The sequence below is a fragment of the Streptomyces sp. CNQ085 genome (assembly GCF_022614595.1).
Lineage (GTDB): Bacteria > Actinomycetota > Actinomycetes > Streptomycetales > Streptomycetaceae > Streptomyces.
In genome coordinates, this window is the sequence record NZ_JAJFAU010000016.1 from 35,876 (window position 1) to 42,047 (window position 6,172).

General features: G+C 72.7%; 5 protein-coding genes. 3 read left to right on the top strand and 2 right to left on the bottom strand.

Going from position 1 to position 6,172, the window contains the following annotated elements:
* Positions 1-148: 148 nt before the first annotated feature.
* On the top strand, positions 149-1,009 hold the full coding sequence (locus tag LJ221_RS05355; protein WP_241714198.1) for a helix-turn-helix transcriptional regulator: 861 nt from the start codon (positions 149-151) through the stop codon (positions 1,007-1,009).
* A 215-nt stretch (positions 1,010-1,224) separates the two neighbouring features.
* A complete protein-coding gene (locus tag LJ221_RS05360) occupies positions 1,225-1,434 on the top strand; it encodes a DUF397 domain-containing protein (RefSeq protein ID WP_241714199.1) in 210 nt (69 codons plus the stop codon).
* A 75-nt stretch (positions 1,435-1,509) separates the two neighbouring features.
* On the opposite strand, the gene LJ221_RS05365 is transcribed toward LJ221_RS05360, so the two are convergent.
* Both LJ221_RS05365 and LJ221_RS05370 read right to left on the bottom strand, forming a co-directional pair.
* A complete protein-coding gene (locus tag LJ221_RS05365) occupies positions 1,510-2,634 on the bottom strand; it encodes an ADP-ribosylglycohydrolase family protein (protein ID WP_241714200.1) in 1,125 nt (374 codons plus the stop codon).
* A 207-nt stretch (positions 2,635-2,841) separates the two neighbouring features.
* Positions 2,842-5,433, bottom strand: a complete 2,592-nt coding sequence (locus LJ221_RS05370; RefSeq protein ID WP_374228385.1) for a bifunctional FO biosynthesis protein CofGH — start codon at positions 5,431-5,433, stop codon at positions 2,842-2,844.
* A gap of 202 nt (positions 5,434-5,635) precedes the next feature.
* Between LJ221_RS05370 and LJ221_RS05375 the strand changes: the two genes are divergently transcribed.
* The coding region (locus tag LJ221_RS05375; RefSeq protein ID WP_241714202.1) for a twin-arginine translocation signal domain-containing protein at positions 5,636-6,172 on the top strand (537 nt) is incomplete at its 3' end.

Here is a 6,172-nt window from a genome sequence, read left to right on the forward strand (position 1 = left end):
GGGTCCGTACTCCGGTAACCGAGTACGGACCGCCACCCCGCGCGTGCGTGCGCGTACCCTGTGTGGCGATTTTCCAGCGCGAACACGGTCGTTGGTGGCAATCTGCTGCAGGAGCGGTCCTGTTGGCGTAAGCGGAGGTGTTCGCACCGTGGCATCCAGTGTCAATCCCACCGTCAGGCGGCGTCGGCTGGGTCAGGAGCTGCGCCGGCTCCGTGAGCAGAGGGGCATGACGGCCGAGGAGGTCGCCGACCGGCTGCTGGTCTCCCAGTCCAAGATCAGTCGGCTGGAGAACGGCCGCCGCAGCATCAGCCAGCGCGACGTCCGCGATCTGTGCGGGGTCTACGAGGTCGACGACCAGCGGATAGTCGACTCGCTGATGCAGATGGCCAAGGAGTCCAGACAGCAGGGCTGGTGGCACGCGTTCGGCGACATCCCGTACAGCGTGTACATCGGGCTGGAGACGGACGCGGCGTCCCTGCGCGTGTACGAGCCGCAGGTCATGCCGGGACTGCTGCAGACGCCTCGGTACGCGGAGGCCGTCGTCGCGGGCGCGCTGCCCGAGGCGTCGGCGGAGGACGTGGAGAAGCGCGTGCAGGTGCGGCTGCGCCGGCAGGACCGCATCCACGACCGGAAGAGCCCGCTGCGCCTGTGGGCGGTGATCGACGAGGCCGCGCTGCGCCGGACGGTCGGCGGGAAACAGATCATGCGGGACCAGCTGGAGCACCTGCTCGAGCTCTCCCGGCTGCCCCATGTGACGGTGCAGGTGCTGCCCTTCGTCATGGGCGCGCATCCCGGACTCAACGGCCAGTACGCGATCCTGGAGTTCCCGGACGCGGCGGACTCGACGGTGGTCTACCTGGAGGGCGTCACCAGCGACCTCTATCTGGAGAAGGCCGCCGACGTGCACAGATACAGCGTGATGTACGAGCACCTGCGGGCACAGGCCCTCAACGTCGAGCAGACCCGGGAGTTCGTCGAGGACATCGCCAAGGAGTACACCCGGTGCTGAGTCCGGCGTGCCGTCGGTGGCGTATGGAGGTGCGCGGGCGGCATCCGAGCGGCACGGCAAGCTACACCTGGTGGCATGTCGATGTGAAGAGCCGTCTGGAATACGCCATCCGGTCGAGTGAACGGCGTTAATGAATGCCTCAGTTGGGGGGTACCGTCTGCCGCACGCCGGGCCCAACCGGCGATTTTCACCGTCTGGGAGAAAACGGAGCAGACATGGCAATCCGACAGGGCATGACCGACAGGTGGACCAAGTCCAGCCACTCCGCCGGGAACGGGGCGTGCGTGGAGGTGCGGTCCACCAAGCCGCGGGCGATCGCCGTGCGCGACTCCAAGGTTCCGCAGGGGCCATCGCTGGACTTCGTCCCCGGTTCGTGGACGGCGTTCGTGGGATCCCTCGGCCGGGGTTCGCTCGCCCGGCGCTGACCGCTCCCCGCGCCCGAAGCCCTCTCGACTGGTTCGCCGTCCCGGCCGAGGGGGTTCGGCGCTTCCCGGGCCCGGTCAGACGCGCGGGTAGCGGGTCAGCCAGCCCGGTGAGCCGGCCGGTGTGGCCGGGCTGTGGAGGGCGGGCCCCTGGGTCATCTCCATGGCGAAGTCGTCGGCCAGTTCCAGGATGGTGGCGCGTCCCTCCAGTTCGGCGACCCAGTTCGGCGGCAGGGCGGTCTCCCCGTGCATCACGCCCAGCAGGTTGCCGCAGACCGAACCGGTGGAGTCGGAGTCACCGCCGTGGTTGACCGCCAGCAGCAGGCCGTGGCGCACGTCCTCGGCCACCAGCGCGCAGTACACGCCCATCCCCAGCGCCTCCTCCGCCGTCCAGCCCTCCCCCAGCGACTCCACGCGCTCCGCGCTCGGCAGTCCCTGGCGCACCGCGCCGAGCGCGTGCTTGAGGGCGTCCGTGGTCTCCTCATGGCCGGGGCGGGCCGCCAGATGGGCCAGGGCCCGCTGCACCGCGGCGTCCAGGCTCTCGCCCCGGGCGACGGCGTGGACGATGACGGCGAAGGCCGCCGCCGCCAGGTATCCCGTGGGGTGGCCGTGGGTCTGGGCGGCGCACTCGGCGGCGAGCTGGAAGACGAGTTGCGGCTCCCAGCCGACGAGCATCCCGAAGGGCGCGGAGCGCATGACGGTGCCGCAGCCCTTGGAGTCGGGGTTCTTCGGGGCCTCCAGCGTGCCCATCCGGCCGTCGGCCAGCCCGGTCAGACAGGCGCGGCCGGGGGCTCGCTGCGAGTACAGCCACTCCTGGCGGGCCAGCCAGCCGTCCTCGGTGCGGCGCTCGTCGGGCCCCCAGTCGCGCTGGGTGGCGGCCCAGCGCAGGTAGGCGGCGTGCACGTCGGTCGGCGGATGCCAGGCTCCGGTGTCACGCCGTACGTGGGCGCGGATCAGGCCGTCGACGGTGAACAGGGTCATCTGCGTGTCGTCGGTGACGGCGCCGCGCCGCCCGTAGGCGGGTACGTAGTCCGTCACACCCTGGGAGCCGTAGGCGGTCCTGATGGCGTCGAGCGAGTCGAACTCGACTCCCGCGCCGAGCGCGTCGCCGATCGCGCCACCGAGCAGACAGCCGCGTACCCGGCTGCGGAAGTCCTGCTGCTCGGTGCGGCCCCAGATACCACCGCCAGGTGTCGAGGTCACCGTGCCGTCCCCTCCCGTTCGTCCCTCGGCTCTCGTCCGCCCCGGTCCGTTCCCGTGTCCTGTCCCCGCCGGTTTCGGACCGCACTTTAATCCAGGGTGCGCGGACGGAGGCGGCCCGGAGGTGGACGGGGCCGGAGATCCCGGGAAGACGGCCGGAAGTCGCCTCGTCCGGGCCGGCGTCCGGATCCGTGACGGGGACGGCGGTCCTCAGTCCTCCAGCACCGGCAGCAGCTCCGGCAGGCGCCCGCCGGACGCCTCGGCAGCCCGTACGCGCTCGCCGGGGACCTCGCCGTAGGTCGTGGTGCGGGGGCGGGCCGGGCGTCCGGCGGCCTCGGCGATGGCGACCAGGTCCCGGACGGATTTGTAGGAACCGTAGGAGGAGCCGGCCATCCGGGAGATGGTCTCCTCCATCAGCGTGCCGCCCAGGTCGTTGGCGCCCGAGCGCAGCATCTCGGCCGCACCCTCGTCGCCCAGTTTGACCCAGCTGGTCTGGATGTTGGTGATGTGCGGGTGCAGCAGCAGGCGGGCCATGGCCGTCACCGCGCGGTTGTCGCGGACCGTCGGCCCGGGGCGGGCGATGCCGGCGAGGTAGACCGGGGCGTTGGTGTGGACGAACGGCAGCGTCACGAACTCGGTGAAGCCGCCGGTGCGCTGCTGGATCTCCGCCAGCAGCCGCAGGTGGCCCAGCCAGTGCCGGGGCCGGTCCACATGCCCGTACATCATCGTCGAGGACGAGGGCAGGCCCAGCTCGTGCGCGGCGGTGACCACCTCGACCCAGGTGGCGGCCGGCAGCTTGCCCTTGGTGAGGATCCAGCGCACCTCGTCGTCGAGGATCTCGGCGGCCGTGCCGGGGATGGAGCCGAGCCCGGCCTCCTTCGCCGCCGCCAGCCAGTCGCGGACCGGCATGCCCGTGCGGGTCGCGCCGTTGACGACCTCCATGGGCGAGAAGGCGTGGACGTGGATGCCCGGCACGCGCTCCTTCACCGCCCGCGCGATGTCGAAGTAGGCGGTGCCGGGCAGGTCGGGGTGGATACCGCCCTGCATGCAGACCTCGACCGCGCCGACCTCCCACGCCTGCGCCGCCCGGTCGGCGACCTGGTCCAGGGAGAGGGTGTAGGCGTCGGCGTCGGTGCGGCGCTGGGCGAAGGCGCAGAAACGGCAGCCGGTGTAGCAGACGTTGGTGAAGTTGACGTTGCGCGTGACGATGTAGGTCACCTCGTCGCCGACGGTGTCGCGGCGCACGTCGTCCGCGATACGGCACACCGCGTCCAGGGCCGGGCCGTCGGCGTGGAGCAGCGCGAGGGCCTGGTCGTCGGTGAGGCGGGTGGGGTCGTCGGCGGCGGTGGCCAGGGCTGCGCGTACGTCGGCGTCGATCCGCTCGGGCGCCATGCCGGGCGCGGCGCTCTCGCGCAGCGCCTCCCAGTCGCCGTACACCTCGTCGAAGTCCGCGCGGCGGTCGGCGGTGCGTCCGGCGGTGTCGATGGTGCGGTGCAGGTCGGTGCGGCCGGCGGAGGTGGCGGTGAAGGCCTCGTCGGGCTCCTGCCAGGGACGGCCGGTGACGGTGGCGTCCTCGCGGGCCAGACCCGTGGCCGGGTCGGCCAGGGCGGTGACGTGGGGCAGCAGCCTCGGGTCGAGCCAGGGCTCACCGCGGCGGACGAACTCCGGGTAGACGGTGAGGCGTTCGCGCAGCTCGAAGCCGGCGGCGCGGGTGCGTTCGGCGAGTCGGTCGATCTGGGGCCAGGGACGTTCGGGGTTGACGTGGTCGGGGGTGAGCGGGGAGACGCCGCCCCAGTCGTCGATCCCGGCGCCGATCAGCAGCGTGTACTCCCCGCCCACCAGGTTCGGCGGGGCCTGGATGCGCGCGGCGGGGCCGAGGACATGGCGGGCCACGGCCACGGCGGCGGCCAGTTCCTCCAGTTCGGCGTCAGGCATGCCGCCCATGGCGGTGCCGGGCTTGGCCCGGAAGTTCTGCACGATGACTTCCTGGACGCCCTGGTACGCCCGCTGGACGCGGCGGATGGCGAACAGCGACTCGGCGCGCTCGGCGTACGTCTCGCCGATGCCGATGAGGATGCCGGTGGTGAAGGGGACGGACGAGCGTCCCGCGTCCTCCAGCACCCGCAGCCGGACGGCCGGTTCCTTGTCGGGCGAGCCGTGGTGGGGGCCGCCGGGCTCGGACCACAGCCGGGTGGCGGTGGTCTCCAGCATCATGCCCATCGAGGGGGCGACGGGCTTGAGGCGCTGGAAGTCCGTCCACGTCAGCACCCCGGGGTTGAGGTGCGGTAGCAGACCGGTCTCCTCCAGCACCCGGACGGCCATGGCGCGCACATAGGCGAGGGTGTCGTCGTAGCCGTGCGCGTCCAGCCACTCGCGGGCCTCGGGCCAGCGGTCCTCGGGCCGGTCCCCGAGGGTGAACAGCGCCTCCTTGCAGCCCGTCGCCGCTCCCCGGCGGGCGATGTCCAGCACCTCGTCCGGGGAGAGGTAGGGGCCGTGCCCCTCGCGGCGCAGCTTCCCCGGCACGGTGACGAAGGTGCAGTAGTGGCAGCGGTCCCGGCACAGCCGGGTGAGCGGGATGAAGACCTTGCGCGAGTAGGTGATCACGCCGGGCCGGCCGGCCGCCTCCAGGCCGGCGTCCCGTACGCGGGCGGCCGACGCCGTCAGGTCGGCCAGGTCCTCCCCGCGTGCCCGGAGCAGCACGGCGGCCTCGGCCGCGTCCAGCGCCACTCCGTCCCGGGCCCGCCGCAGGGCGCGCCGCATGGCGTTGGCGGTGGGTGCTGCCTGCCCGCTCGACGAAGTCATGGAAACGAGCATACGAGTGCCTCCGGCACCGGCCGACAGGCGGGCGGGGATGTCCCTCGCGCCGCCCGTCCGCCGCCGCACCGGCCGCCGCACCCGCCGTCACGCGGTGTCGGACGGGTTGTCCACAGGTCTTCTCCCGTCCGTCACCCGCTCATGGAAAAGTGACCGGCACCACACCGGAGGCGACAGAGCGGGGGCCCGCATGGACCGGCGCGACGTACTGAGGCTGTCCGCCGCCGCGGGAGCGGCGAGTGCGCTCACGCTCCAGGGCGTGAGCTTCGCGCACGCGGAGGAGCGCGCGGGGAGGGGCGTGGGCGGCGAGGAGAGCAGAACGGTCCGCGGCCGTCTGCCCAACGGCGCGCCGGACTTCGTCCACCTGCCCGTGGAGGTGCCGCGCGGGGTGCGGGAGCTGGCCGTCTCCTACTCCTACGACAGGCCGGCCGTGCCCTCCGGCACACCGGGCAACGCCCTGGACATCGGGATCTTCGACGAGCGCGGCACGGCCGCGGGCGGACGCGGCTTCCGCGGCTGGTCCGGCGGCTTCCGCACGGAGTTCGCCATCAGCGCCGAGCGTGCGACACCAGGGTATCTGCCCGGCCCGGTGCGGCCGGGCGCCTGGCACGTGGTGCTGGGGCCGTACACCGTCGCCCCGCAGGGCATGGAGTACGAGGTCACCGTCACCCTGCGGTACGGGAAGCAGGGCCCTTCGCCCGCTCCGGCGTATCCGCCGGAGCGGGCG

What these genes read in the sequence shown, in the direction of transcription:
- LJ221_RS05360 (WP_241714199.1), top strand. Translation starts at nt 1,225, where the DNA reads ATGGCAATCCGACAGGGCATGACCGACAGGTGGACCAAGTCCAGCCAC.
- LJ221_RS05370 (WP_374228385.1), bottom strand. Translation starts at nt 5,433, where the DNA reads ATGACTTCGTCGAGCGGGCAGGCAGCACCCACCGCCAACGCCATGCGG.